Source organism: Halarchaeum rubridurum, from assembly GCF_014647115.1.
GTDB classification, from domain to species: domain Archaea; phylum Halobacteriota; class Halobacteria; order Halobacteriales; family Halobacteriaceae; genus Halarchaeum; species Halarchaeum rubridurum.
In genome coordinates this window covers 470512-494622 of sequence record NZ_BMOO01000001.1, presented here as the reverse complement: position 1 = coordinate 494622, position 24111 = coordinate 470512, and the positions used below count along the sequence as shown (strand labels likewise).

The window sequence follows — 24111 nt, the reverse complement described above, 5'->3', positions numbered from 1 at the left end:
GCGAGACGACCCGTGCGGTTTTTGAGTCCGCACGCGGTATACGGGTGGTACGCAATGATTTCGAAGGGCTGTGAGCAGTGCGCGCAGGGGGGCAAGATGGTCCTCTTCGTCTACGGGTATTGCGACCAGCGCGACTGTTTCTACTGCCCGCTGGGCGAGAATCGGAAGAACGTCACGCAGGTCTACGCGAACGAGCGGCCCGTCGAAAGCGACGAGGACGTCGTCGCCGAGGCGAAGAAGATGGACGCCCTCGGGACCTCCATCACCGGCGGCGAACCCCAGGAGGCCCTCGAACGCACCTGTCGCTACCTCCGCCTCCTCAAAGACGAGTTCGGCGAGGACCACCACACGCACCTCTACACGGGTATCACGGGCGGTCGCGAGAACATGCGCCGCCTCAGCGAGGCCGGCCTCGACGAGATTCGCTTCCACCCGCCCTACGAGCAGTGGGGCGACCTCCACGGCACCGAGTGGGAGGACATCCTCTACGTCGCCCGCGAGGAGGGGCTGACGCCCGCCTTCGAGATTCCGGGTATCCGCGCCGAGCAGGAGTTCCTCGACTTCCTCGATGAGGGGGCCGCGGACTTCTGCAACGTCAACGAGTTCGAGATGAGCGACGGCAACTACGAGCGGATGCAGGAGGCCGGCTACGAACTGCAGGACGGCCACATGAGCGCCGTCGAGGGCTCGAAGGACGCCATCCTCGAGGAGATGGCGAGCCACGAGAAGGTCTACTTCTGCACGAGCGTCTTCAAGGACGCCGCCCAGCACCGCAGTCGCCTCAAGCGGATGGCCGAGAACGTCCGGCGCGACTTCGACGAGGTGACCGACGACGGGACGCTCGTCTACGGGAAGACCTACGAGCCCCCCGAGCGCTTCGCGGCCCTCGGCGTCCCCGAGGAGTTCTACACCGCAAAGAGCGAGCACGTCGAGGTCGCGTGGTGGCTCTTAGAGGAGATGATCGAGGACGGCGACCTCGACGGGGGCGAAATCGTCGAGCAGTACCCGACGTACGACGGCCAAGTCGTCGAGCGGACGCCGCTGGCCTAGAAGCCCCACGCCGTCGCTCTGCGACGGCGTGCCCCTTGCAGATTCCCACCACTGCCGTCGGCAGACGCAGTCGGGCGTTCGCCGTGCGAACGTCCCCGAATTCATCGTGTGAGACGCCGGAAACACCCTCGTGGAACGTGACGGGGCCGGTCGGTACGTGGGACGGTCGTTCTCCCGTCGCCTCTCTGTTGCTCGTTCCGCGGACTCGACGACGTGAGCGGCGCTACCCGAGGTGGAACGACTCCTCTTCGCTCCCGCTCTCCAGGTCGTCGAGGTGGACGACGTCGTCGACGTCCTCGGCCTCCTCCAGCTCGTCGCGCAGGGCGTTGATGTACGCCTTGTGCTCGTCGAGTTGCTCGCGGAGGTGTTCGGCTTCGAGTTCGAGGCGCTCGTGTTCGCGGACGAAGCTCTTCGGCACCTCGACTTTCGGCGGGAACTCCTCGTCGACCTCCGTGCCGACGTCGTCGGTGGGGACGACGTCGACGCGGCCGTCGTTTGCGACGAGCGCGTCGACGTAGTCGCGGAAGACCGCGGACAACGAGAGGTCGCGCTCCTCGGCGATGTCGCGGAGCGCGTCGAAGGTGTCCTCGTTCACGCGGAACGAGACGGTCTTGTTCTTGTTGCCCATACAGACGAAAGCCCGTAGAGGGCCTTAGTTCTTCGTCAGACGACCGCTCAGACGGATTCGGCGGTCTCGGCGTCGCGCGTGTCCTCGTCCTCGCCGTCGCCGTCCTCGGTCTCGTCGAGCGATTCGAGGGCGTCGATGGCGGCCCGCTTGTAGCGCCGGAGCGGGAGGTCGTACTCCTCCTCGGCGCGCCGGGCGTACTCGTTTCCCTCCTCGTCGAAGGCCTCGATGCGCTCCAAGGTGCGCTCGGCCGTCTCGACGACCCAGCGGTCGCGGGTCGCGGTGTCGACCTCGGTGATCGACTCGGGGCGCACGGAGACGTTGACGGTGCCGTCCTCCGTCTCGTAGGTGCGGGGTTTCCCGACGATGGCGACGTACGCGGGCGTGTCGAGCTCGCGCAGGGCGTTCGCGGCGTCCGGCTGGTACTGGCCGGCGTAGACGAAGAACGTCCCGGTGGGGTCGACGACGCGGCCGCGCCAGTACTCGGAGTCCTCGCCGACGTCCTCCGTCTCGGTGAGGGTGCCGACGAGGAAGACGCGGTTCGCCTTCGCCCCCGTGGGGAGGAGGCTGTAGAGCGGCGCGCGCTCGTCGTCGGATTCCTTGAACGTGAACGTGGCGTCGTTGAACTCGTCGGCGAAGACGCGGCGGGCGACCTCGCGCGTGGGTGCGGATTCGGACATCTTACATCGACCTCGCTTTGATCAGCACCGATTCACCGTCGACCGGGTCGTTCAGCTCCTCGATGTCGTTGGCGAGGACGTAGCGCCCGAGCGTCGGCCCGCTCACGCGGTAGTACTTCCCGAGCAGCGTCTCGCGCATCTCGTCGGCGACGACGGTCGTGTCGAGGGCGTCCATCGCCTGCTGTTTCGCCTCCGCGAGGGTGACGCCCGTGAGGTCCGTGGTCGCCTCCTCGTTCAGGATTATCTCGTGGACGTCCGTCCCGTCGTCGAGGACGCCCTTGATGCGGAGGTCGAACTCGCCCTCGACCTCGCCGTGCTCCGAACAGCGGCCGTTCTGGAGGACGCGCGTGCAGTCCTCGTGGGGGCAGCGCTTGATGAGGCCGCTCCCGGACTGGATGTCCACGAGCGCGCCCTCGACGGTCGTCTCGTCGTCGCCGACCTCGATGTCCTCGTCGACCTCGGTGATGGTGGTCGTGCGGTTGAGCTTCACCGAGTAGCGGCCCTGGTACTCGTCCGTGACGACGTTTCCGAGGTGGTAGACCTGCCCCTCGTCGAGTTCGTCGAGGTCGGAGGCGGCCCACTTCGTGAACTTGATGGTCCCGGACTCGTCGCCGAGCAGGCCGACCTGTGCGACGCTGTCGCTCCGGGGCTCCCAGAGGTCGACGACTTTGGCCGTGATGTCGACCCACTCGTCGGCGGTGTCGACGTCCGCGGCCTGCACGGTGGGGTTGCCCCCGCGGCCGAGCTCGTCGCGCTCGATACCGGCCTCGTCGAGGTAGTGGCTCTCGACGGAGCGGCGCGCCTCGTCGAGCGGGATTTTGTACTCGTCAACGTAGCGTTCGAGGCGCTCCTCGATCTCCTCGACGTCGACGTCGAGGTGCTCCGAGAACTGGTCGTGTAGCTGCTGTGCGGTCTGCTGTATGTCGCTCATGGTCGGGTTTCCGTCTCCGCGTGTGTTTCGGTGGGAGACGCCCCGAGATACGCCCTACCGCCGTATAAACCCTCGCGTACCGCGGTGAAAGTGGACGTCCGGTCGGAGGTTCACCCGTTCGGGCGGTCGGTCGTTCGCCGGCGCTCGCACGCCGCCGCGACGCGCTCGCCGTCCCGCACACACCGGCATGCGCACGCCGGCCACAGGTCTATACTCCTCCGCGCGCTACGACGGTCCATGAGCGAGGACGACGGGGGATTCGTCGACCGACTCGCGCGGAGCGCCGGCCGACGGTACGCGGAGACCGTCGCCGCCTACCGCGACGGGCGACGCGACCCGCCCCGCGACGACGACGGACGCGTCCGTATCGTCTGTCGGCGCCACGCCGAGAAGCGCGCCGTCGCGCTCGACGACGAGGGCCGCCCCGCGTGCTTCGACGCCGACCACCCCGCCTGCGAGGGCTGTCTCGAAGACCTCCGCGACGGGCAGGTAGAGACGTGGTAGCTCACTCCAGCAGCACGCCGCCGTCCACGGGTAGCGAGACGCCGTTGACGTAGCTCGCGCGCTCGCTCGTGAGGAACGCGATGACCTCGCCGAGCTCGCGCGGGTCGCCGACGCGTCCCTCGGGAATTCCCGACCCCCACTCCTCGATTCCCGCCTCGTAGTCCGCGTAGTCGCCGCGCTCGACGCCCTGCTCGACGAGCGACCCGATACGCGGCGTCTCGAACGTCCCCGGGAGGACGGCGTTCGCGCGCACGTCCGGCGCGAGCTCGACCGCGAGCGTCTCGACCAGCCCGACGACCCCGCGGCGCACGGCGTTCGAGAGGACGAGCCCCTCGATGGGTCGCTCGACCGTCGTGGAGGTGATCGCCGTCACGGTGCCGGCGTCGCTCGCGGCGAGGTGTGGGTGGGCGGCGTTCACCGCGCGGACGACGCTCATCACGAGCAGGTCGTAGGCGTCGTACCAGTCGGCGTCGTCGGTGTCGAGGAACGGACCGGAGGGGGGCCCGCCGGCCGAACAGACGAGGTGGTCGAGGCCGCCGAAGGCCTCGACGGTCGCGTCGACGAGCGCCTCGACGTCGCCGGGGTCCGTGATGTCGGCGTTGACGCCCTCGACGCCCGCGGCCGCCTCCTCGCGGACGTCCGCGAGCGCCGCGTCGAGTCGCTCCTCGTCGCGCCCGCAGAGGACGACGTTCGCGCCGTCCGCCGCCAGCGCGGTCGCCGAGGCCTTCCCGAGGCCGCTCGTGCTCGCGGTCACGAGCGCCGTCTCGCCGTCGTGATCGAGTGCCATGCCCGTCCGATTGACGTCCCGACACAAAAGCGGTTCTCACGGGCATCGCCGGTCGTTTCCTCCGAAACGCTTGACCCCGTGGGGGGCGTTACGCGTCCCGTGAGCGTTACGTCAGGGGCCCGGTCGCCCGCGCGCCCGACGACGACCGCGCCGATTCGCCCCGGTCGACGGACGCGGGGGGGAGCGTGAACGTCGGCTTCGAGGCGGTCGAGGGCGGACTCCGCATCGACGACCGGATCGAGTCCGTGACCTACGAGGTCGGTCTCGACGCCGCCGACGTCGAACCCGCCTCGACCGAACCGTTCCGCGTCCCGCTGACCCGCGCCGTCGACGTCACCACGAGCGAACTCGTCTTCCCGACCCTCCCCGAGATTTTCGCGTACCGCGGCGACGAGGTCGCCTTCGACGTGACGCCCGGTGGGCGCGCCGAGGCGGACGCCGGGACGTACGAGCTCGACGTCTCCGCCGTTCGCCTCAAGCTCTACGTCCGCGTCGTCGACGCCCCGGTCACCGTCGACGCCCGCGGTGACGAGACGGTCGTCGACTTCGGCGCGCCCACGCGCGTCCGCATCGGCGTCCGGTCGCTCCACGAGCACCCCGCCGGTACGGTGACGATAGAGGACACGCCCCGCTCCCTGATGCGCGCCGTCTCCACCTTCGGTTCCGCGCTGAAGACGACGAGCCCCGAACGCTCGTTCCCGACGATGCGGGGACATCCGCCCACCATCGAGCGCGGCGAGCGCTTCGCGGCCCCCGACGACCTCGAACCGCCCGACACCGGCGTCCGAATCGAGGTCCCGCCGCGCTACGACGCCGTCTACGCCGTCTCGTCGCTCGCCTACTACCTCGGCGCGACGGTCGCTCCGGGTCCGACGCCGCGGCTCGTCGCGGGTGATCGGGCGTTCGACTTCCCGTACGCCGACGTCGCGCGCTCCGCGAACGCCCTCCTGCGCCACTGCTTCGTGCTCGACTGCGTCGTCCGAACCGAGGGTATCTACCCCATCGACCTCGCGGAACGCGACACCGTCCTCGACCGGGTCGAGCTCGACCTCGCCGCGCTCTACGAGCGCCCGCTCGCGGGCCGTACCGCCGCGTACCTCGACGTTCCCCTCGACGTCACCGAGGACGTCTTCGCTTGGCACCTCACGGTCGACGTCGAGCCGTCGATAGCGCGCGCCGAACTCCTCCCCTACCTCGTCAACGACCTCCCGTTCGTCCGCTCGCCGACCCCGGACGCCGACGCCACGGCCGCGGAACCCGACCCGGCGGCGGTCTCCGAGTTCTTCCGCGCGGCGGACGTCGACGCGTTCGTCCGCTCCACGCGGGCCGACGACGCTCACGCGACCGACACCGATACCGACGACGCGGGTGCACGCGTCGTCTCGCCGGTCGACGTCGAGACCGTCGGCCACGCGTGGGTCGGCGACGACTACCCGCGCGGGGCCTCGAAGCCCACCGTCGAGTCGTACCGTCGTCAACTCGACCGGCGCGTCGAGGAGGACGCCGTCATCGACGTCACCGTCGTCTGTAACGACCCGGAGATGCGCGAGGAGGCCGCCGACCTCTACGGTTTCCGGGACATGATCGACTTCGACATCGGGACGCGCTTCGACCTCTCGGTCGACGAGACGCGCGCCGTCCTCGAGTCGGATACCGATTTCCTCCACTTCATCGGGCACATCACGGAGGACGGCATCCGCTGCCGCGACGGCGTCCTCGACGCCCGCGGGCTCGACACCGTCGGCGCGGACGCGTTCATCCTCAACGGCTGTCGCTCGTACGCGCAGGGGATGGCGCTCGTCGAGGCCGGCGCCCTCGGCGGCGTCGTCACCCTCGCGGACGTCTACAACCACGTGGCGACGACCGTCGGCCGTTCCGTCGCCCGCCTCCTCGACGCCGGTTTCGACCTCCACGGCGCGCTCAACGTCGCGACGCAGGGCGTCGCTGCCGACTCGCACTACACCATCGTCGGTGGCGGCGGCGTCACGCTCTGTCAGTACCCGTTCGGGTCCCCGAAGGTGGCTGTCGTCGATACCGACGACGTCGACTCGGACACGATCACCGTCTCGATTCGCAACTACATCACGCGCAACGTCGGACCGGGCATCTTCACCACGTCGTTTCTCTCCGACTCCTCCGAGCGCTACCTGTCGAGCCCTTCCGATCACTTCTTCGAGGTCTCGCACGACCGGTTCGACGACGTCCTCTCCTCCGGTCGCTCGCCGATCCTCGTAGACGACACTCTCCGATGGAGTGACGAACTGAGCGTCTCGGAGCTTCGCTAACGCCCGACCCGCGTCGTGATCGGTGAAAATGGACTCGGGTCGTGTGGTCGTCGGTCGCTACTCCCGTTGATGTCGATGATCTCGAATACCGCCTCGCTCTCTACGGGCCGAAGACGTCCGTCCCCCACATCGCCGCCGAGTTGCCGGCCTGCGAGAGCAGGAGCACGAGGGTGAACAGCGCGCCGATCTTTCGCGGGTTGTCCGCCAGGTACGTCGTGATGTCCTTCTCAGACATACACGATTCGAGGGTCGCCCCAACGGAGAATTTATCTCATAGGTTATGGAATAAAATCAAGGCAATTTTCTAGGGATACTCGACGGTCGACGGCGCGGCGGCTACTCGGTCGACGGACGCAGAAAAACCGTCGGGCGCGTGCCCACTCGCGTCGGCGTTACTGACCCCAGAAGTTCTCGCGGCTTCCCAGCCGTTCGCGGGCGGGGCTGGTGTCCTCTTCTTCCGCTTCGTCGGTCGCCTCGTCCACCTCGGTTGCCCCGTCGTCGGCGTCGTCTGTGTCGTCGGCGTCGTCGTCCGGGAGCCGCTCGACGAGGTCGGCGCGCGCGTAGTTCGACTTCACGGTCGTGATTTCGGCTTTCACGCGCGCCGGCGGTAGGACGCCGTCGACCATCACGATGAAGCCGGTTCCCTCGTGGCGGCCGACGCCCGCACCGGACTCGTGCATGTCGTCGACCTCGAGGACGACCTCCTCGCCCGGGACGACGGGCGCGGTCTTCAGGTCCTCGATGGGCTGATTGTAGTGTTGACACCAATCCATGCCGCCGCGGTCGCCGAGGTGCTGGCATCCCATGCCCGAGATGCGCTCTTGGAAGTTCGGACATTCGTCCGCGAGTGGACACTCTGCCATGCGGAAGGCTAGCCCCGGCGAACGCAAAACGCTATCGGAGGATCGGACGCCCGAGCCCCGGTGACGTCACGGCTCCTCCGTGTCCGGGAGCGAAATCAGGTTCTCGCGGCCGATGCGGAGTTTCTCCACGCGGCCCTCCTCGGCCATCGCGGAGAGCAGCTGTGAGACCTTCGCGTCAGACCACTTCGTCTCGCTGACGATGTCCCCCTGCTTCATCCGGCCGCCGTTCTCCCGCAGGAGTCGCTCGACGCGCTCCTCGTCGCTCAACAGCTCCTCGGGCTCCTCTGCATCTGCTGCTTCGGATGGGGTGGATGCGGTGTCGTCGGTCGCACCTGTCTCCGCTGTCGTGTCGGCTCCGGCGTCGCCAGTGGCCCCCGGTTTGGACGGTGACTCGGTCTTCGCCGACTCGTCCGCCGTCGTCGCTCTCCCGTTCCGGACGTCGAGACTCCCGCGGCCGCCGAAGCCCCGCCAGACGTACGCACCGGCGACGCCGGCGGCGAGCGCGAGCGCGACGAGCCCCCCGACGACGTACCACGGGAGCCCGGCGTCCCGGACGAACACCATCTGCGGGCCGCCGTCCCCGAACGTCTGGGGCCCGCGCCAGGTGAGCGCCCCGTCGGCGCGCTGTGCGGACGGCTGCCAGCTCTCCGCCCGGTAGTCGTCCGGCGGGTAGACGCGGAGCGTCTGGCCGGCGTCGAGGTCACCGAGCCACCCCGAGGCGAAGACGTCGTCGACCTCGACGTGGTCCTCGGTGACGTTCGCAAAGTTCGTCCACGTGAACGCGAGCGTCAGCGTCCCGACCGTCGTTCCGTCGTCGCGCTCGGTGACGCCGTGGTCTCGCGTCACGTCGACGATCTCCATCGTTCGGTTCGTCCGGGCGGACGCGTCGTCGGCCGCCGCGCGGAACGGCGTGACCGACGGGCCGACGTCGCCTGCCGCGAAGTCGCTCGCGACCCGTTCGAAGCCGTCCCGTTCCGCGGAGTCGTTGAGGACGTAGCGGACCGAGACCTGCCAGCGGGCGTCACCGTCCGATTGGACGTGTGCGCCGAGGACGACGGCCCCGTCGCTCGGGGCGCTGTCGCTCTGCGCGACGGCGGTCCCCGCGGGGACGACGGTGGCGAGGAGGGCGACGGCGAGCACGAGGAGGGCGGCGTGCCGCATGGTCAGTTTCGGGTGGAGTCCGCGGTGGCAAAACGCTTTCCATACCCTCAGGTCGCCGTACACGCGCCCGCACCGGCGCGCGCCTCCCCGGCGTCCTCACGCGGGTTCTTGTCGGAGCGCGCCGCGACCGTACGCCGTGTCAGCTCAGGCCCGCGGGCTCGCGCCCGTCGTCGGAACGCTCCTCCTCCTCGCGTGCTGCGTCGCCACCGGGGGCGTCGTCGCGGCGTCGCTCGCCGACACCGGCGGCGGTCTCGCGGCACCGACGCCCGCCGTCTTCGACCTCGCCGCGTCCGCGGACGGGACGGTCGCGCTCACGTACCGGAGCGGTCCGCCGCTCGACGTGACGGACCTCGCCGTCACCGTGACCGTCGACGGCCGGCCGCTCCGTCACCAACCGGCCCCACCGTTCGTCGGTCGACGCGGGTTCGACGGCGCACCGGCCGGTCCGTTCAACGCCGCGAGCGACCCGACGTGGCGCGCCGGCGAACGCGCGACGTTCCGCGTCGCCCGAACGAACGTACCACGGGTGCGCGCGGGCGACCGACTCACGGTACGCCTCGCCCGCGCGGGCCGACCGCTCGCCACCGTCCGGACGCGCGTCGCGCCGGCTCAGCCGTCGTCCGGGACGCGAGCGAGCGTCGTAATCGCGACGTCGGGCTTGTAGGACGGCCCCATCGTCCGATGCTCGATGGCCTCGAAGCCGGCGTCGCGGAACATCCGGTCGGCTTCGGCCTCGTCGTAGAAGAGCATGATCGCGTCCGCGAGCTTCTGGAAGACGGTCGAGCGCGGGTAGTTCGGGCCGACGACGAGCACCTTCCCGCCGGGTTTCACGACGCGGCGGAACTCCCGGAGCGCCGCCACGGGGTTCGGCCAGTACTCGATGGAGCCCGACGACCAGACCGCATCGAAGCTGTCGTCGGCGAACGGGAGGCGCTCGGCGTCGCCGAACGTGAAGTCGACGCGGTCGGTCTTGCCGAACTTCGCCCACGCCTTCTCCAGTTGCCCCTCGCTCTGGTCGAGTCCGTAGACGTGCTCCGTGTGCTGGAGGAGCCCCTCGGTTCCGAAGCCGGTGCCACAGCCGACGTCGAGCACGCGGTCGTCGGCGTCGAGCGCGAGCATCTCGAGGGCCTCCGTACGCATCTCCTCGTTCCAGATGAACGGGTTGATGCGGTCGTACACCGTCGAGAGGTACCGGTAGAAGAGCCGGGCCCGCCCTTTGTCTTCGAGGACTCCCATCCCCGACTCGTAGTGCCGCGCGGAACATAAGTTCCCGTCTTTCGGACGCCCGTTCCTTTCGCAACTACCTTATACGCGTTCGTTCAATTCCCACCCGTTAGCCCATGCCGAGGCCAGAGGTTTTAGAACGCATTCAGACGGCCGAGCAAGACGCCGACGACATCGTCGCCGACGCCGAGCAAGCCCGCGAGGAGCGCCTCGCCGAGGCCCGGCAACGGGCCGACGAGATACGTCAAGAGGCCGAAGAACACGCAACAGAGCTGAAGGAGGAGCGCCTCGCCGAGGCCCGCGAGCAGATCGAGGCCGAGCGCGAGCGAATCATCGAGGAGGGCCACGCGGAGCGCGACCGGCTCCGCGAGGCGGCGGCGGAGAACGAATCCGACGCCGTCGACTACGCCCTCGGCCAGTTCGAGGAGGCGGTAGATGCTCAGACCTGAACGGATGAGCAAGGTGTCCGTCACGGGCACCAAGAACGTCGTCGAGGACGTCATCGACGTGACGCACGACCAGCGGGTCCTCCACCTCTCCGACTACGACGGCTCCATCGAGGGGTTCGACGCCGGTTCGCCCCTCGAGGGTGCCGACGCCGCCTCGGAGAAACTCGTCACCGTCCGGTCGCTTATCAACATCCTCGACGTCACCGAGGAGGACGCCGGCCCCGCGCGCATCGTCACCGACGAGGCGCTCGAAGGGGAGTTCGAGAGCGTCCGCCAGCGGGTCAACGAACTCGACGACGAGCGTGCAGCCGTCGAGAACGACCTGGAGGCCATCGACGAGCGGATCGCCGCCGCCGAGCCGTTCGTGTCGCTCGGTATCGACCTCGACCTCCTCTGGGGGTACGACACCCTCGACGTCGTCGTCGGGGAGGGTGACACCGACGCGGTCGGTCACGCGCTCGCCGACGCCGGCTCCATCCGGTCCTACGAGCTCTACACCGAGGGCGACGTCTTCGCGGCCGTCGCCTACCCCGAGTCGAACGCACCCGAGGACGCCCTCTCGGAGGCCCTCGTCGGCCTCGACGTCGAACGCTACGAGGTCCCCGAGGAAGAGGGGTCGCCCGCCGACTACCTCGAACGACTCGAACACCGCAAGCAGCAACTCAAATCCGACTTGGAGAGCGTCGAGAGCGACCTGCGGAGCCTTCGCCTCGAACACGCCGGCTTCCTCCTCGCGGCCGAGGAGAAGCTCAGCATCGAGGTCCAGAAGGCCGAAGCGCCGCTCAGCTTCGCCACGACCGAACACGCCTTCTTCGCGGAGGGGTGGATACCCACCCGGGACTACGAGTCCTACGCCTCCGCACTGAAGGACGCGCTCGGCGAGCGCATCGAGGTCGAGGAACTCGAACGCGCCGCGTACGAACCCCCGGAACACGAGGTCGGCCACGGCGAGCAGGAGGCCGTCGCCGACGGCGGCCGGACGGACCGCCCGCCGGTCGTTCAGGACAACCCGAAGGTCGCGGAACCCTTCGAGATGCTCGTCCGGGTCATCAACCGCCCGAACTACTTCGACCTCGACCCGACCCTCATCCTGTTCCTGACGTTCCCGGTCTTCTACGGCTTCATGATCGGCGACGTCGGCTACGGGATTCTCTACACGGCCGTCGGTTGGCTGATGTACACGCGCCTCGACAGTGACGCGCTCGCCGCCCTCGGCGGCGTCGCCGTCATCTCGGGGCTGGCGACGGTCGTCTTCGGGATACTCTACGGGGAAGTGTTCGGCTTCCACCTCATCAGCGAGTACGTCTGGGCCGGTCACCCGCCGCTCCACAAGGGCCTGATGCCCGCCGAGGGCGAGTGGGCCCGCCTCTGGCTCGTCGTCTCCGTGCTCGCCGCGCTGCTCCACCTCACCCTCGGGTACGCCATCGACACGTACAAGCGCCTCCGCCACGGCGCGTGGGAGGCGCTCACCGAGGGCGCGTCGTGGGCCATCCTCATGGTCGGGCTGTGGGTGTGGATATTCAGCCGCGCCATGGAGAGCGCGAAGCCCGAACTGCTGTTCACCTCGCTCTCCGGGCAGCCCCTCGGCTTCACCGGCTTCTCGCCGATGGTCGGTTGGGCGGCCCTCGCCGTCGGCCTCGTCGGCTACGCCCTCCTCATCTACGCGGAGGGCGCCATCGGGGCCGTCGAGGGCGCGCTGAACTCCCTCACGCACGTGCTGTCCTACACGCGTCTCGCCGCGGTCATGCTCGCCAAGGGCGGAATGGCGTTCGTCGTCAACCTGCTCTTCTTCGGCGCGTACCAGACCCACGGCGAGTTCCACTTCATGCTCAACCACGGTTGGAGCCACGTCCAGTCCACCCACCCCGAAGCGACGCTGATGTTCGGCGGTCTCGTCCACGGCCCCATCGCGGCGGTCGTCGGCGGCGTCGTCATCTTCGTCCTCGGTCACGCCTTAGTGCTTGCCCTCGGTGTCACCAGCGCCGGTCTACAGGCCGTTCGTCTGGAATACGTCGAGTTCTTTGGGAAGTTTTATGAAGGCGGTGGGGAGAAATACGAACCGTTCGGCCACCAGCGAACCTACACCACGCAGGATTAACCAATAATGTACGAAACCCTCGTCGCAGCCATCAACATGCTCGGACTGATCGCACAGCAGAGCGCGGAAGCCGGCTCCACCGTCGCCTTCCCGCCCGCCGCAGGTGCCGCACTCGGCGTCGGTATCGCCGCACTCGGTGCGGGGATCGCGGAGGGCGGCATCGGTGCCGCCGCCGTCGGCGCAATCGCGGAAGACAGCGACTTCTTCGGTATCGGCCTGCTGTTCACGGTCCTGCCGGAGACGCTCGTCATCCTCGCAATCGTCGTCATCTTCATCGTCTAAGCCACGATGAGCCTCGAAACGGTCGCGGAGGAAATCCGAACGGAGGCCGAGGAACGGGCCGAGGCCATCCGTCAGCAGGCGGAGGAGCGAGCCGAAGAGATCGTCGCCGACGCCGAAGCGGAGGCCGACGAGATCGTCGCCGACGCCGAAGCCGAGGTCGAGCAGGAGATCGACCAACTGCGCGAGCAGGAACTCTCCAGCGCGAAGCTCGAAGCCAAGCACGAACGGATGAGCGCCCGTCGAGAGGCGCTCGACGACGTCCGTGACCGTGTCGAGTCGCGTCTCACCGACCTCGACGCAGAGAAGCGCCGCTCGCTGACCGACTCGCTCCTCGCCGACTCCCTCGCGGAGTTCGACGAGGACGAGCAGCTCGCCGTCCACTACGCGCCCGGCGACGAAGCGCTCGTCGACGACCTCGTCGCCGAGCGCCCGAACGTCACGACGGCGGGCGAGTACGACTGCCTCGGTGGCGTCGTCGTCGAGAGCGAGACGTCACGCGTACGCGTGAAGAACACGTTCGACAGCGTCCTTGAGGACGTCTGGGAGAACGAACTGAAGCAGATATCGGATCGGTTGTTCGACGACCGATGAACGTCATCAGCCGCGACGCGTCGAACTACTCGTACGTGAACGCACGCGTGCGTTCGCGGTGGGCGCTCCTGCTCGACGCCGACGAGTACGACACGCTCACCCGGATGGGGCCGAGCGAGATCGCCCGGTTCCTCGGTGAGTCCGAGTACAGCCCGGAGATCGACGCGCTCGGCTCCAGACACTCCGGGGTCGACCTCGTCGAGCACGCGCTCAACCGGAACCTCGCGCGACACTTCGACGACCTCCTGGAGTGGTCACAGGGGACGCTGTACGACCTCATCTCGCGCTACCTCCGGAAGTTCGACGCGTGGAACGTGAAGACGGCGCTCCGCGGCGTCTACTCCGAGACGGACGCCGGCGTCATCGACGACGACTTCATCCGCGCCGGGGAGTTCGACGACGCGCTCCTCGGGACGCTGGAGGAGTGCGAGAGCGTCGAGTCCGTCGTGGACGCGCTCGCCGAGACCGTCTTCGGCGACCCGCTCGCCGACGCGCTCGACGACTACGAGGAGACGGGCGCGCTCGTCCCCTTGGAGAACGCCGTCGACCGGACGTTCTACGACACGCTCCTCCGCGGGCTGAACGCGGCGACGGAGAGCGGGACGCGGGAGTTCGTGAAGTTCCTGCAAGCGGAAGTCGACTTCCGCAACATCCGCAACGCGTTCCGCCTCGCGCGTAGCGGCGGGACCATCGACCCCTCGGAGTACTACATCGAGGGGGGGCGACTCTTCGAGGCGTCCGAACTCGCGTCGCTCGTGGAGAACCGCGACGAACTCGTCGCCCGGCTCCGCGAGAGCCGCTACGGCGACCAGCTCGGTCCGGCGCTCGAACGACTGGAGTCGGCGGACTCCCTCATCGGCTTCGAGCACGCGCTCGACGCCGCGCTCTTGGGGTACGCCGACCACCTCTCACACGTCTTCCCGCTCTCGGTCTGCCCCGTCCTCGCGTACATCCTCGCGAAGGAGCGCGAGGTCGACAACATCCGCGCCATCGCGCGCGGTCGTGAGGTCGGCCTGAGCGGCGAGGAGATCGAACAGGAACTGGTGATGCTATGAGCCAGGAGATCGCCGTCGTCGGCACCGCCGAGTTCACGACGGGCTTTCGCCTCGCGGGCGTCCGCGAGTTCCGGAACGTTCCCGAGGAGGAGAAAGACGCGGAACTCGACGCCGCGGTCAGCGACGTCCTCTCGATGGACGATGTCGGGATCGTCGTGATGCACGCGGACGACCTCGATTACCTCTCGCGGCAGGTCCGCGAGACGGTCGAGACGAGCGTCGAACCAACGGTCGTCACCATCGGCGGTGGCGGCGGTGGGAGCAGTGGAATGCGCGAACAGATAAAGCGGGCCATCGGGATCGACCTGATGGACCAAGACGAAGGTGCGAACGAATGAGCCAGACAGACACCGTAACAGACACCGGCGAAATCGCGAGCGTGAGCGGTCCGGTCGTGACCGCCACGGGCCTCGACGCCCAGATGAACGACGTCGTCTACGTCGGCGACGAAGGGCTGATGGGCGAGGTCATCGAGATAGAGGGCGAGACGACGACGATTCAGGTGTACGAGGAGACCTCCGGGATATCGCCGGGCCAACCGGTCGAGAACACGGGCGAACCCCTGACGGTCGACCTCGGCCCCGGGGTCCTCGACACCATCTACGACGGCGTGCAGCGCCCGCTCGACGTCCTCGAGGACGAGATGGGCGCGTTCCTCGACCGCGGGGTCGACTCCCCGGGGATCGATCTGGAGGCGTCCTGGGACTTCTCCCCGACGGTCTCCGTCGGCGACACCGTCGAACCCGGCGACGTCGTCGGGACCGTCCCCGAGACGGTCAGCATCGAGCACAAGGTCCTCGTGCCCCCGGACTTCGAGGGCGGCGAGGTCGTTGAGGTCAACGAGGGCGAGCACACCGTCACCGAACCCATCGTCGTCCTCGACAACGGCGAGGAAGTGACGATGCACCAGGAGTGGCCGGTCCGGCAGGCCCGACCCTCCGAGGAGAAGTTCACGCCGACCGAGCCCCTCATCACGGGCCAGCGCGTGCAGGACGGCCTCTTCCCCATCGCGAAGGGCGGGACGGCCGCCATCCCGGGTCCCTTCGGCTCCGGGAAGACCGTCACCCAGCAGCAGCTCGCGAAGTGGAGTGACGCGGACATCGTCGTCTACATCGGCTGTGGCGAGCGCGGGAACGAGATGACGGAGGTCATCGAGGACTTCCCCGACCTCACGGACCCGAAGTCCGGCAATCCGCTGATGGCGCGGACGACGCTCATCGCGAACACCTCGAACATGCCGGTCGCGGCCCGCGAGTCCTGTATCTACACGGGCATCACCATCGCGGAGTTCTACCGCGACATGGGGTACGACGTCGCGCTGATGGCCGACTCCACCTCGCGGTGGGCGGAGGCGATGCGCGAGATTTCCTCCCGGCTGGAGGAGATGCCCGGCGAGGGCGGCTACCCCGCCTATCTCGCCGCGCGCCTCGCGCAGTTCTACGAGCGCGCCGGGCGCTTCGAAACGCTCCGTGGCGACGAGGGGTCCGTCTCCGTCGTGGGCGCGGTCAGCCCGCCCGGTGGTGACTTCTCCGAGCCGGTCACGCAGAACACGCTCCGTATCGTGAAGACGTTCTGGGCGCTCGACGCGGACCTCGCCGAGTCCCGACACTTCCCCTCCATCAACTGGACGGAGTCGTACTCGCTCTACAAGGACCAGCTCGACCCGTGGTTCGAAGACAACGTCGCGGCCGACTGGCCGGAGGAGCGTCAGTGGGCCGTCGACGTCCTCGACGAGGAGGACGAACTCCAGGAGATCGTCCAGCTCGTCGGGCGCGACGCGCTCCCCGACGACCAGCGCCTGACGCTCGACGTCGCGCGCTACCTCCGCGAGGCCTTCCTCCAGCAGGACGCCTTCCACGACGTCGACACCTTCTCCCCGCCGGAGAAGACCTACGAGATTCTCACCGCGATCCACACGTACAACGACGAGGCGTTCGCCGCCCTCGAGGCTGGCGCGCCCATTGAGGAGATCACCTCCATCGACGCCGCGCCCCGGCTCAACCGGATCGCGACGCAGGAGGAGTACGAGGAGTACGTCGAGGAGCTCGAAGAAGAGATCACGGAACAGCTGCAGGCCCTCTACTAATGAAAGAGTACCAGACAATCACCGAGGTAAGTGGCCCGCTGGTGTACGTCGAGACCGACGAACCCATCGGCTACGACGAGATCGTCGAGATCGAGACGCCGAGCGGCGAAGTCAAGCGCGGCCAGGTCCTCGAAACCGCCGAGGACTACGTCGCCATCCAGGTCTTCGAGGGAACGGAGGGTGTCGGTCAGGACGCGTCGGTTCGCTTCCTGGGCGAGACGCTCAAGCTCCCGGTCACGGAGGACCTGCTCGGTCGCGTCCTCGACGGCTCCGGGAACCCCATCGACGGCGGTCCGGACATCGTCCCCGACGAGCGTCGGAGCATCGTCGGTGCCGCGATCAACCCGACCGCCCGCGAGTACCCCGAGGAGTTCATCCAGACCGGCATCTCCGCCATCGACGGGATGAACACGCTCGTTCGCGGCCAGAAACTCCCGATCTTCAGCGCGTCCGGGCTCCCGCACAGCGAGCTCGCACTCCAGATCGCCCGCCAGGCGAGCGTCCCCGAGGACGTCGCAGACGAGGGCGAAGAGACGGAGTTCGCCGTCGTCTTCGCCGGCATGGGTATCACGCAGGAGGAGGCCAACGAGTTTATGGACGACTTCGAGCGCACCGGCGCGCTCGAGCGCTCCGTCGTCTTCCTCAACCTCGCGGACGACCCCGCCGTCGAGCGGACGGTCACGCCGCGGATGGCGCTGACGACGGCCGAGTACCTCGCCTTCGAGGAGGGGTACCACGTCCTCACCGTCCTCACGGACATGACGAACTACTGTGAGGCGCTGCGCGAGATCGGTGCCGCCCGCGAGGAGGTGCCGGGTCGCCGCGGCTACCCGGGTTACATGTACACGGACCTCGCCCAGCTCTACGAGCGCGCCGGGCGCCTGCAAGGCGAGGACGGCTCCGTCACGCAGATTCCGATCCTCACGATGCCGGGCGACGACGACACCCACCCGATTCCCGACCTCACGGGATACATCACGGAGGGACAGATCATGCTCGGCCGCGAACTGAACAGCCAGGGCGTCGAACCGCCCATCGACGTGCTCCCGTCGCTCTCGCGTCTGATGGACGACGGTATCGGCGAGGGCGTCACGCGCGCCGACCACAGCGGGGTCTCCGACCAGCTCTTCGCCTCCTACGCGGAGGGGAAGGACCTGCGCGACCTCGTGAACATCGTCGGCCGCGAGGCGCTCGACGAGCGCGACAACAAGGTCCTCGACTTCGCCGAGGCCTTCGAGGAGCAGTTCGTCGACCAGGGCTTCCACACGAACCGCGACATCGAGGACACCCTCGACATCGCGTGGGACATCCTCTCCATCCTCCCGAAGAACGAACTCTCGCGTATCGACGAGGAGTTCATCGAGGAGCACTACGCGGGCGGGGAGTCCGAGACGGCGGACGACGCCGAGGAAGCGGAGGCCTAACACCCCATGGCCGAGGACGTCAAACCGACGCGCAAGAACCTGATGGAGATCGAGGACCGCATCGACCTCTCCGAGCGGGGCCACGACACGCTCGAACAGAAGCGTGACGGCCTCATCATGGAGTTCATGGACATCCTCGATCAGGCTCAGGACGTCCGCGAGGACGTTGAGCAGAACTACGAGGACGCCCAGCAGACGATCAACATGGCGCGCGCCATGGAGGGCGACGTCGCGGTCCGCGGTGCGGCGGCGGCGCTGAAGGAGCACCCCGAAATCACGGTGCGCTCCAACAACATCATGGGCGTCGTCGTCCCGCAGATCGAGGCCTCGCGCGTCTCGAAGAGCCTCGATCAGCGCGGCTACGGCGTCATCGGCACCAGCTCCCGAATCGACGAGGCCGCGGAGGCCTACGAGGACCTCCTCGAGACCATCGTCCTCGCCGCGGAGGTCGAGACGGCGATGAAGAAGCTCCTCGACGAGATCGAGAGCACGAAACGCCGCGTCAACGCCCTCGAGTTCACCGTCCTCCCGGACCTCTACGAGTCCCAGGACTACATCGAGCAGAAGCTCGAAGAGCAGGAACGCGAGGAAATCTTCCGGATGAAGAAGGTCAAGGACAAGAAGGAGGAAGAAGAGCGCGCCAAGGCCGAGTCCGAGTCCGAGTCCGAGGCCGCCGCGGACGCCGGCACCGCCGACTGACCTCCCCGAATTCCTTTTCACCGCCGCGCGGCGACTGTCGGTATGCACTGCCCGCGCTGTGACGCCGCGACGGTCGCGTTCTCGATTCCGGACGACCTCCGCGCTCACTTACCGGACGACCGGCCGGGCGCGGCGCTCTGCACGCGTTGTCTCGCCGTGACGCCCGTGGACGACCCGCCGACCGAGACGCCGGATTTCGAGCCGGTCAGCGACGCGTTCCCGGCGAACGACGAGGCGGCCGTCGCGTTCGCCTGCCTGCTCGCGTTACTCGACTCCCTCGTGCTCTATCGGGCGGAACTCGACGCGGTCGCCGAGTACGCGGAGACGCGCGGGGCGGACGTGCTCCGCGCGCTCGAACGTCTCGACGCGGACGAGAGCGTGGAGCCCCACCTCGACATCGACCGGCGTACGCGACAGCTCGAACAACTTATCTGAGCGTCGCTAGCGAGCGTGGCCGCGAGAGATGGAAGAAACCGCGTTAGGCGTAGTGTTCGTCGAGGTACTCCACGATGTCGGGTCGCCAACCTTTTCGCGGGCAACCGCCGCCCGCGAAAACCTGGAGGGAAAAACCGCGTTAGGCGTAGTGTTCGTCGAGGTACTCCACGATGTCGTCGCTCTCGTACATCGTGACCTCGCGGTCGGTGTCGACGAGGTACGGCACCTGGTCCTCGCCGCCGGCGACGAGCTCGTCGTGCGTGACTTCGTTCGTGACGTCGCCGCCCTCGCCGCCGGGGAGGCGGGGGTTGTGGATGACGTAGGAGATGCCGAGGTCGCTGAGCTTCTGGCGGACCTTCGCACAGTGCGGGCAGCCTTCGGACTGGTAGAGTTCGAGCATACACCCGTATCGAGGACGAGGAGCTTCAAAAGCGGTGGCGTCGCGGCGAGCGCGTCGCCCTCCGTGCAGGGGGTGCGGAGTGAAAGTGAATCCTGGTCGGGAGAAGGCGGTGCAGTCGGGCGGTTTCCACGCGAAGGGAGGGGGTCCGGGGACGCTCGCCGGTGTGACGCGCCCCTCAGGCGAGGAAGACGTGGCGCGGCTTGTCCGCGAGGACGTCGCGGCCCCAGCTGACGGTGTCGCCGAAGGCGTCGCTGCGGAAGAACGCCATGGCGTCCTCCTTGGACTCCCACTGGCTGGCGATGAACATGTCGTTCTCGTCGTCGACGTTGGCGAGGAGGTCGGTCTCGACGTGCCCGTCCATCTCCGCGAGGAGGTCGCCGACCTCGGCGAAGGTCTCGACGAAGTCGTCGCGGTACTCGGGTTTGACGGTGTAGAACATCCCCATCGTCCCCCAGCCCTCCTCGCGCTCGCCGGCCTTCCGGGTGACCTCGGGGAGGTCGGTGAGGAAGCCCGCGGCGGTGTCGGCGGCGGACTGAGTGTCCCAGAGGCTCACGACGGCGTGCTCGCCGTCGCCCTCGTAGACGCTCGTGCGGACGTGCGTGTCGTAGTGGTCGAAGCTCTCGGCGAGCCCGTCGACCTCCTCGGTGAGGGTCTCGACGTCCGCCTCGGAGTAGACGACGACCGCGTAGACGTCCTCGCCGTGGGGTTGGCCGGCGTAGACGTCGAGGTCGGCGAGCGCGTCGCGGATGTCCGCCTCGTCCTCGTCCGCGTCGTCGCCGTGGTGGCCCTCATCGCCGTCGTCGCTTGCCCCGCCGTGGTCGTGCGCGTGTCCGTCGCCGTGAGCGTGGTCACCGTGGTGGCCGTCGCCCCCGCCGTGCTCGCTCGTCGGGACGGGGTCGCCGGCGAGCACTGCGTCGAGGTCGCTTGGCGGGAAGCGCCGGCCGATGTAGAAGGAGCCGAACTCGCCGTACTTCGACGTGGACTCGTCGAAGCGCATCTCGTAGACGATGTCCTTCAGCTCCACGGGGTCGTTGCTGAACAGCGTCACGCCCCACTCCCAGTCGTCGAGGCCGACCGAGGAGGCGATGACCTGCCGGACCTTCCCCGCGTACTCGCGGCCGATGTCGCCGTGGCCCTCCATGAGGTCGGCGCGCTCCTCGTAGGAGAGGTCGTACCAGTTGTGCTCGGGCCCGCGGCGCTTGCTCATCGGGTAGAAGCAGACGTAGGCGTCGTCGGGCATGTCCGGGGTGAGTTTCCCTTCGATGTAGCGCCGGATGCCCGGATCGACGCTCTCCGGGTCCTCGAAGTACTCGTCGCTGACGTACCCCGAGACCTCCGTGACGGAGACGTAGGAGTACGTGCGCTCCGTGTACTCGGCGAACGCCGTCGATTCGAAGGAGCGCTCGATGGCGTCGAGGTCGTCGAGCTCGGGCCGGAAGTGGACGAACAGCAGGTCGGCCTCGTGGCCGAGCATGCTGAAGACCGCCGAGTCGCCCTCCTCGGCGTCGACGAGCGCCTCGCGGTCCGCGAGGAACGCCGCCGCCTCGTCGAGGGCGCGCTCGCGTTCGCGCTCGGGGGCGTCCCGCCACGCGTCCCAATCTATCGTCCGGAAGTCGTGGAGGGAGAACCATCCCTCCGCCGTCTCGGGCGCGTCTACCATACGCGTCCGTTGGGCCAGCGGGCCCAAGGGTCTTTCCAGTCCGGCGCGCTCAGCCGAGGAGTCGCGGGCCGAAGACGAGCAACAGGAGGCTGGCACCCATGGTGAGCCCGACGCCCGTCGTCACCGTCCGCACCGCGCGGCGCTTCTCCTCGATTGGCAGACGCGCGATTACGGCCTCCGCGCTCGTGCGCAGCAGGTGGCCGCCGTCGAGCGGGAACGCGGGGATGCAGTTGAAGAAGGCGAGGTTGAGGTTTATCCACCCGGTCCAGAAGAGGACGTTCGCCAGCAGGAAGGTCGCCCCACCGAGCCCGGCGAGCGCGCCCTCGACGGCGAAGAAGTTGAGGTTCCAGCCGTAGAAGCCCGCGAAGTTGAAGGTGAGCGACGGGTCGACGAGGCTGATGAACGGGAGGACGAGCGTCGCCGCGACGGCGCGGACGAACCCGGCGAGTCCGTCGCCGCCGACGTCGCCGCTCACGTAGTCGAGGTAGGACGCGGCGTCGTAGAGGTGGACGCCGAAGTCGGTGAAGGACAGTCCCGTCGTCCCGTACGTCCCGAGGACACCGAGGTAACCGACGTCGGCGTTCGGGTTCGTCCCGAGCGTCACCGTCCGCTCCACCGCCGAGCCGTTCACGTACGCCGTCAGCGCCACGGTGTCGCCGGCCTCCGTCCCGGAGAGCGCCGCGCTCACGTCCTCGTAGGCCGTGATGCGCTGCCCGTCGAGGTGCGTGATCACCACGGGCTCGCCGGTCGGGAGGTCGGTCGACGCCGCGGTCGGGCCGTCAGCCTGCACGACGGCGAGCGCGCCCATCGGACCCGTCACCGCCGTCGTCTCGCCCGACGTCCCGTTCCGTACCGTCAGCGTCGCGACCTGTCGGTCCGCGACTGCATCCGCGAATCCCGCGCGCGTGTAGACCGGCGTGCCGTTCACCGCGGTCACGGTCGTGTTCCGTCCGACCGACGCGAACGGCCCGGCCGTCGGTGCCGCCCGCACGAGTAGCGAGCGCTCCACCGTCGTCGTCTCGCCCGAGGCGAGCCCGACCGACACCCGACGCGTCGTGGAGCCGTCCAGCACCGCGTCGAACTCGGAGTTGTTGGCGACCGATTCGTTCCCCACGGCGACGATTCGGTCGCCCTGTCCGATTCCGGCCTGCGCGGCCGGCGACGCAACGAACGCGCTCCCGACCGCCGCACCGGACGCCACGGAGATACTGCCCGCGACCGGCCCGAACAGGAGGAGGAAGACGAGCGCCGTCAGGAAGAAGTTGTTCGTCACGCCCGCCGCGAACATCCGCGCCTTCGAGCCGCGGCCGGCCTCGCTCTGGCTCTCCTCGTCCGGCTCGACGAACGCACCCATCGGCACGACCGCGAGGAGCACGACGCCCATCGAGGCGATGTCGATGTCCTCGACTCGACAGAGGATGCCGTGGCCGCCTTCGTGGACGACCATCCCGATCAGGAGCCCGAGGACGATTTCCGGGGCGACGTCGAGCGGCAGGAAGTCGTTCACGCCCGGGATGACGAGGACGTTCCGGGGTTGGGCGACCGGCGACGTCGCCGCCGGCGGGTTCTGCACGATGTTCAGCGCGCTCACGACGAGGAACGCGAACATCGCCACGCCGACGGTCAGCGCCGCGCCGAGCCCGAGGTTGCCCCACGCGCGCCACGCGCGCTTCGGGGCCGCGATCCGGTCGATGAGCGCCCGCCCCCGTTTCGTGTGCACGGTCACCATCGGGCCCATCGTCCCGACGTACCCCGGGAGACGGCCGTTCCGATCCAGCGTCGCCACTCCCATCCACACGACCAATACGGCGGCGAGGACCCACAGCCAGGCGTCCATCGACCCATCCTTCCCGTGCCGCACCGATAAGCCTACCCAACGACCTTTTCCCGTGCTACGAGCGGCCGGTGGCCTCTCGGCACGACGAAAGACGGCTTTGCCGTCTTTCGGCCCGCTCGGGTTCGCGCAGCGCGACCCGCTCGCGGCAGGGGCACCGGGCCCCGCACGGCTCTGCGCCCGCATCGTACAGCTCTGCGCCCGCATCGTACAGCTCCGCGCCCGTCTCGCACAGCCCCGCTCCCGTCTCGCACAGCTCCGCGCCCGCATCGCCAGTCCCAACCGTCCGCTTGGTCCGTCAGCTCGCGCCGCCGTCGCGTCCGCTGGACGTGTCGTCCGCCGTCCCGTCTCGGCGCTCCTCGCCGTTCTCGGACTCCTCGCTCGCCTCCGTCTCGTCGAGGTACTTCCCGACGTCGCTCGCCCCGGTAGTGCTGTTGCCGAACCCCGCGGAGAGGACGCGCGTGAGCGCGTCCTCCGCCGTCTCGCCGGTCTCGATGATGTCCTCGGGTGCGACCTCGACGACGTAGCCCGAGGTGATGTTCGGCGACGTCGGGATGAAGACGATCTCGCGGCCGTCGGGGGCGCGCTGGCCGGTGCGGAAGGCGGTCATCCGCATCCCGTCCCAGGGCTCGACCTTCACGGGCTTCTGGAACTCCTCGGTGCCGTTCAACGCCGTCTCGACGGCCATCTTCGAGGCGTTGTAGACGATGCGCAACCCCGGGAGGCGGTTCATCACGTCGTCGAGGCGGTCCTCGAGGAACCGCCCGAGCGCCGTCCGCATCAGGTAGCCGACGGCGAACACCACGAGGACGAAGACGACGAGCGTCAACAGCACCGCGAGGTACGGGTTCCGAATCTGCGTCGCCACGAGCGCGACGCTCGCCAGCGACCCGAACACCCAGTAGATGATGTAGAGCGTGACGAGGACGGGGATGATGACGACGAGCCCACTCGCCGCGTCCCGCTTCCACGAACTCATTGTCGAACG

General features: G+C 68.4%; 26 protein-coding genes. 14 read left to right on the top strand and 12 right to left on the bottom strand.

Features of this window, described 5'->3' with window-relative positions:
- Positions 1-54 precede the first annotated feature (54 nt).
- On the top strand, positions 55-1050 hold the full coding sequence (locus IEX84_RS02725; RefSeq protein ID WP_188869551.1) for a radical SAM protein: 996 nt from the start codon (positions 55-57) through the stop codon (positions 1048-1050).
- A 223-nt stretch (positions 1051-1273) separates the two neighbouring features.
- Here IEX84_RS02725 and IEX84_RS02720 read toward each other — a convergent pair whose 3' ends face one another.
- From IEX84_RS02720 to IEX84_RS02710, 3 genes are read right to left on the bottom strand one after another with little or no spacing between them, the layout of a single operon-like run.
- Positions 1274-1678 (bottom strand): CopG family transcriptional regulator, encoded by a 405-nt coding sequence (locus IEX84_RS02720; protein WP_188869550.1) that lies wholly within the window; start codon positions 1676-1678, stop codon positions 1274-1276.
- 47 nt (positions 1679-1725) lie between these two features.
- Positions 1726-2355, bottom strand: a complete 630-nt coding sequence (locus IEX84_RS02715; RefSeq protein ID WP_188869548.1) for an RPA family protein — start codon at positions 2353-2355, stop codon at positions 1726-1728.
- Position 2356: 1 nt separating this feature from the next.
- Positions 2357-3286 (bottom strand): replication factor A, encoded by a 930-nt coding sequence (locus IEX84_RS02710; RefSeq protein ID WP_188869546.1) that lies wholly within the window; start codon positions 3284-3286, stop codon positions 2357-2359.
- A gap of 237 nt (positions 3287-3523) precedes the next feature.
- Between IEX84_RS02710 and IEX84_RS02705 the strand changes: the two genes are divergently transcribed.
- On the top strand, positions 3524-3790 hold the full coding sequence (locus tag IEX84_RS02705) for a DUF7091 family protein (protein WP_188869544.1): 267 nt from the start codon (positions 3524-3526) through the stop codon (positions 3788-3790).
- Position 3791: 1 nt separating this feature from the next.
- Here the strand turns inward: IEX84_RS02705 and IEX84_RS02700 are convergent, their stop codons facing one another.
- Positions 3792-4577 carry an SDR family oxidoreductase gene (locus tag IEX84_RS02700; protein WP_188869542.1) on the bottom strand — a complete coding sequence of 262 codons (786 nt, stop codon included), beginning with the start codon at positions 4575-4577 and terminating at the stop codon, positions 3792-3794.
- A gap of 185 nt (positions 4578-4762) precedes the next feature.
- Here IEX84_RS02700 and IEX84_RS02695 point away from each other — a divergent pair, with 185 nt between their 5' ends.
- Positions 4763-6862 (top strand): hypothetical protein, encoded by a 2100-nt coding sequence (locus tag IEX84_RS02695; RefSeq protein WP_188869540.1) that lies wholly within the window; start codon positions 4763-4765, stop codon positions 6860-6862.
- Positions 6863-6962: 100 nt separating this feature from the next.
- Here the strand turns inward: IEX84_RS02695 and IEX84_RS14675 are convergent, their stop codons facing one another.
- The 3 genes from IEX84_RS14675 to IEX84_RS02685 all read right to left on the bottom strand — a co-directional run bounded on the left by IEX84_RS14675 (position 6963) and on the right by IEX84_RS02685 (position 8886).
- Positions 6963-7097 (bottom strand): DUF7503 family protein, encoded by a 135-nt coding sequence (locus tag IEX84_RS14675; RefSeq protein WP_268237622.1) that lies wholly within the window; start codon positions 7095-7097, stop codon positions 6963-6965.
- A 157-nt stretch (positions 7098-7254) separates the two neighbouring features.
- Positions 7255-7725 carry a TRAM domain-containing protein gene (locus IEX84_RS02690; RefSeq protein WP_188869538.1) on the bottom strand — a complete coding sequence of 157 codons (471 nt, stop codon included), beginning with the start codon at positions 7723-7725 and terminating at the stop codon, positions 7255-7257.
- Positions 7726-7791: 66 nt separating this feature from the next.
- The gene (locus tag IEX84_RS02685; RefSeq protein WP_188869536.1) at positions 7792-8886 is read right to left on the bottom strand and encodes a helix-turn-helix transcriptional regulator; all 1095 of its coding nucleotides are present in this window, start codon (positions 8884-8886) and stop codon (positions 7792-7794) included.
- A gap of 136 nt (positions 8887-9022) precedes the next feature.
- Between IEX84_RS02685 and IEX84_RS02680 the strand changes: the two genes are divergently transcribed.
- Positions 9023-9550: a type IV pilin N-terminal domain-containing protein gene (locus IEX84_RS02680; protein WP_188869534.1), complete on the top strand. Its 528-nt coding sequence runs from the start codon at positions 9023-9025 to the stop codon at positions 9548-9550.
- Here the strand turns inward: IEX84_RS02680 and IEX84_RS02675 are convergent.
- Positions 9496-10122, bottom strand: coding sequence for a methyltransferase domain-containing protein (locus IEX84_RS02675; protein ID WP_188869532.1), 627 nt, complete (start codon positions 10120-10122; stop codon positions 9496-9498). The two genes, IEX84_RS02680 and IEX84_RS02675, sit on opposite strands and share 55 nt — an antisense overlap.
- Positions 10123-10226: 104 nt before the next feature.
- Between IEX84_RS02675 and ahaH the strand changes: the two genes are divergently transcribed.
- From ahaH to IEX84_RS02625, 10 genes are read left to right on the top strand one after another with little or no spacing between them, the layout of a single operon-like run.
- On the top strand, positions 10227-10559 hold the full coding sequence (gene ahaH / locus IEX84_RS02670) for an ATP synthase archaeal subunit H (RefSeq protein ID WP_188869530.1): 333 nt from the start codon (positions 10227-10229) through the stop codon (positions 10557-10559).
- Positions 10546-12657, top strand: a complete 2112-nt coding sequence (locus IEX84_RS02665; protein ID WP_188869528.1) for a V-type ATP synthase subunit I — start codon at positions 10546-10548, stop codon at positions 12655-12657. The genes ahaH and IEX84_RS02665 overlap by 14 nt, the downstream gene beginning before the upstream one ends.
- 6 nt (positions 12658-12663) lie before the next feature.
- Positions 12664-12939, top strand: a complete 276-nt coding sequence (locus IEX84_RS02660) for a F0F1 ATP synthase subunit C (protein WP_188869526.1) — start codon at positions 12664-12666, stop codon at positions 12937-12939.
- A 6-nt stretch (positions 12940-12945) separates the two neighbouring features.
- Complete coding sequence (locus tag IEX84_RS02655; protein WP_188869524.1) at positions 12946-13530, top strand: V-type ATP synthase subunit E; 585 nt, start codon at positions 12946-12948, stop codon at positions 13528-13530.
- Positions 13527-14585, top strand: a complete 1059-nt coding sequence (locus IEX84_RS02650) for a V-type ATP synthase subunit C (protein WP_188869522.1) — start codon at positions 13527-13529, stop codon at positions 14583-14585. Before IEX84_RS02655 ends, IEX84_RS02650 begins: the two co-directional genes overlap by 4 nt.
- Entirely contained in the window at positions 14582-14923 is a 342-nt protein-coding gene (locus IEX84_RS02645) for a V-type ATP synthase subunit F (protein ID WP_188869520.1), read from the top strand. The genes IEX84_RS02650 and IEX84_RS02645 overlap by 4 nt, the downstream gene beginning before the upstream one ends.
- Positions 14920-16671, top strand: a complete 1752-nt coding sequence (locus IEX84_RS02640; RefSeq protein WP_188869518.1) for an ATP synthase subunit A — start codon at positions 14920-14922, stop codon at positions 16669-16671. Before IEX84_RS02645 ends, IEX84_RS02640 begins: the two co-directional genes overlap by 4 nt.
- On the top strand, positions 16671-18095 hold the full coding sequence (locus tag IEX84_RS02635; protein ID WP_188869516.1) for a V-type ATP synthase subunit B: 1425 nt from the start codon (positions 16671-16673) through the stop codon (positions 18093-18095). Before IEX84_RS02640 ends, IEX84_RS02635 begins: the two co-directional genes overlap by 1 nt.
- Before the next feature lie 6 nt (positions 18096-18101).
- Positions 18102-18794 carry a V-type ATP synthase subunit D gene (locus IEX84_RS02630; RefSeq protein ID WP_188869514.1) on the top strand — a complete coding sequence of 231 codons (693 nt, stop codon included), beginning with the start codon at positions 18102-18104 and terminating at the stop codon, positions 18792-18794.
- A 42-nt stretch (positions 18795-18836) separates the two neighbouring features.
- Positions 18837-19229, top strand: coding sequence for a DUF6276 family protein (locus IEX84_RS02625; RefSeq protein WP_188869513.1), 393 nt, complete (start codon positions 18837-18839; stop codon positions 19227-19229).
- Between the two features lie 139 nt (positions 19230-19368).
- Here the strand turns inward: IEX84_RS02625 and IEX84_RS02620 are convergent, their stop codons facing one another.
- The 4 genes from IEX84_RS02620 to IEX84_RS02605 all read right to left on the bottom strand — a co-directional run bounded on the left by IEX84_RS02620 (position 19369) and on the right by IEX84_RS02605 (position 24102).
- Positions 19369-19629 carry a glutathione S-transferase N-terminal domain-containing protein gene (locus IEX84_RS02620; RefSeq protein WP_188869511.1) on the bottom strand — a complete coding sequence of 87 codons (261 nt, stop codon included), beginning with the start codon at positions 19627-19629 and terminating at the stop codon, positions 19369-19371.
- A 175-nt stretch (positions 19630-19804) separates the two neighbouring features.
- The gene (locus tag IEX84_RS02615; protein ID WP_188869509.1) at positions 19805-21289 is read right to left on the bottom strand and encodes a heme-binding protein; all 1485 of its coding nucleotides are present in this window, start codon (positions 21287-21289) and stop codon (positions 19805-19807) included.
- 49 nt (positions 21290-21338) lie between these two features.
- Positions 21339-23126 (bottom strand): site-2 protease family protein, encoded by a 1788-nt coding sequence (locus tag IEX84_RS02610; RefSeq protein ID WP_188869507.1) that lies wholly within the window; start codon positions 23124-23126, stop codon positions 21339-21341.
- Positions 23127-23421: 295 nt separating this feature from the next.
- Positions 23422-24102 (bottom strand): DUF502 domain-containing protein, encoded by a 681-nt coding sequence (locus IEX84_RS02605; RefSeq protein ID WP_188869505.1) that lies wholly within the window; start codon positions 24100-24102, stop codon positions 23422-23424.
- Positions 24103-24111: the final 9 nt, after the last annotated feature.

Bases quoted from the DNA above. Each gene is read 5' to 3' on its own strand.
- IEX84_RS02725 (WP_188869551.1), top strand. From the start codon at position 55: ATGATTTCGAAGGGCTGTGAGCAGTGCGCGCAGGGGGGCAAGATGGTC.
- IEX84_RS02720 (WP_188869550.1), bottom strand. From the start codon at position 1,678: ATGGGCAACAAGAACAAGACCGTCTCGTTCCGCGTGAACGAGGACACC.
- IEX84_RS02715 (WP_188869548.1), bottom strand. From the start codon at position 2,355: ATGTCCGAATCCGCACCCACGCGCGAGGTCGCCCGCCGCGTCTTCGCC.
- IEX84_RS02710 (WP_188869546.1), bottom strand. From the start codon at position 3,286: ATGAGCGACATACAGCAGACCGCACAGCAGCTACACGACCAGTTCTCG.
- IEX84_RS02705 (WP_188869544.1), top strand. From the start codon at position 3,524: ATGAGCGAGGACGACGGGGGATTCGTCGACCGACTCGCGCGGAGCGCC.
- IEX84_RS02700 (WP_188869542.1), bottom strand. From the start codon at position 4,577: ATGGCACTCGATCACGACGGCGAGACGGCGCTCGTGACCGCGAGCACG.
- IEX84_RS14675 (WP_268237622.1), bottom strand. From the start codon at position 7,097: ATGTCTGAGAAGGACATCACGACGTACCTGGCGGACAACCCGCGAAAG.
- IEX84_RS02690 (WP_188869538.1), bottom strand. From the start codon at position 7,725: ATGGCAGAGTGTCCACTCGCGGACGAATGTCCGAACTTCCAAGAGCGC.
- IEX84_RS02685 (WP_188869536.1), bottom strand. From the start codon at position 8,886: ATGCGGCACGCCGCCCTCCTCGTGCTCGCCGTCGCCCTCCTCGCCACC.
- IEX84_RS02675 (WP_188869532.1), bottom strand. From the start codon at position 10,122: ATGGGAGTCCTCGAAGACAAAGGGCGGGCCCGGCTCTTCTACCGGTAC.
- ahaH (WP_188869530.1), top strand. From the start codon at position 10,227: ATGCCGAGGCCAGAGGTTTTAGAACGCATTCAGACGGCCGAGCAAGAC.
- IEX84_RS02665 (WP_188869528.1), top strand. From the start codon at position 10,546: ATGCTCAGACCTGAACGGATGAGCAAGGTGTCCGTCACGGGCACCAAG.
- IEX84_RS02660 (WP_188869526.1), top strand. From the start codon at position 12,664: ATGTACGAAACCCTCGTCGCAGCCATCAACATGCTCGGACTGATCGCA.
- IEX84_RS02655 (WP_188869524.1), top strand. From the start codon at position 12,946: ATGAGCCTCGAAACGGTCGCGGAGGAAATCCGAACGGAGGCCGAGGAA.
- IEX84_RS02650 (WP_188869522.1), top strand. From the start codon at position 13,527: ATGAACGTCATCAGCCGCGACGCGTCGAACTACTCGTACGTGAACGCA.
- IEX84_RS02645 (WP_188869520.1), top strand. From the start codon at position 14,582: ATGAGCCAGGAGATCGCCGTCGTCGGCACCGCCGAGTTCACGACGGGC.
- IEX84_RS02640 (WP_188869518.1), top strand. From the start codon at position 14,920: ATGAGCCAGACAGACACCGTAACAGACACCGGCGAAATCGCGAGCGTG.
- IEX84_RS02635 (WP_188869516.1), top strand. From the start codon at position 16,671: ATGAAAGAGTACCAGACAATCACCGAGGTAAGTGGCCCGCTGGTGTAC.
- IEX84_RS02630 (WP_188869514.1), top strand. From the start codon at position 18,102: ATGGCCGAGGACGTCAAACCGACGCGCAAGAACCTGATGGAGATCGAG.
- IEX84_RS02625 (WP_188869513.1), top strand. From the start codon at position 18,837: ATGCACTGCCCGCGCTGTGACGCCGCGACGGTCGCGTTCTCGATTCCG.
- IEX84_RS02620 (WP_188869511.1), bottom strand. From the start codon at position 19,629: ATGCTCGAACTCTACCAGTCCGAAGGCTGCCCGCACTGTGCGAAGGTC.
- IEX84_RS02615 (WP_188869509.1), bottom strand. From the start codon at position 21,289: ATGGTAGACGCGCCCGAGACGGCGGAGGGATGGTTCTCCCTCCACGAC.
- IEX84_RS02610 (WP_188869507.1), bottom strand. From the start codon at position 23,126: ATGGACGCCTGGCTGTGGGTCCTCGCCGCCGTATTGGTCGTGTGGATG.
- IEX84_RS02605 (WP_188869505.1), bottom strand. From the start codon at position 24,102: ATGAGTTCGTGGAAGCGGGACGCGGCGAGTGGGCTCGTCGTCATCATC.